General features: G+C 49.6%; 1 rRNA gene. It reads left to right on the top strand.

Going from position 1 to position 234, the window contains the following annotated elements:
- Nucleotides 1-234, top strand: a 23S ribosomal RNA gene (locus MTCD1_RS20375); the annotation flags it as partial.

The following is a 234-nucleotide window of genomic DNA, read 5'->3' as shown; positions in this document are numbered from 1 at the left end:
TAGCTCACTAGTCGAGTCGGTCTGCGCGGAAGATGTAACGGGGCTCAAACTAGGAGCCGAAGCTGCGGATTTAATTGTTTCAATTAAGTGGTAGGGGAGCATTGTGTAAGCCTGTGAAGGTGTGTTGTAAAGCATGCTGGAGGTATTACAAGAGCGAATGCTGACGTGAGTAACGACAATGCGAGTGAAAAGCTCGCACGCCGGAAGACCAAGGGTTCCAGTCCAACGTTAATC

The organism is Colwellia marinimaniae (assembly GCF_002207865.1).
Taxonomy (GTDB): Bacteria; Pseudomonadota; Gammaproteobacteria; order Enterobacterales; family Alteromonadaceae; genus Colwellia; species Colwellia marinimaniae.
Note: the sequence above shows the minus strand (reverse complement) of the source record. Positions and strands in the feature narration are given on the sequence as shown.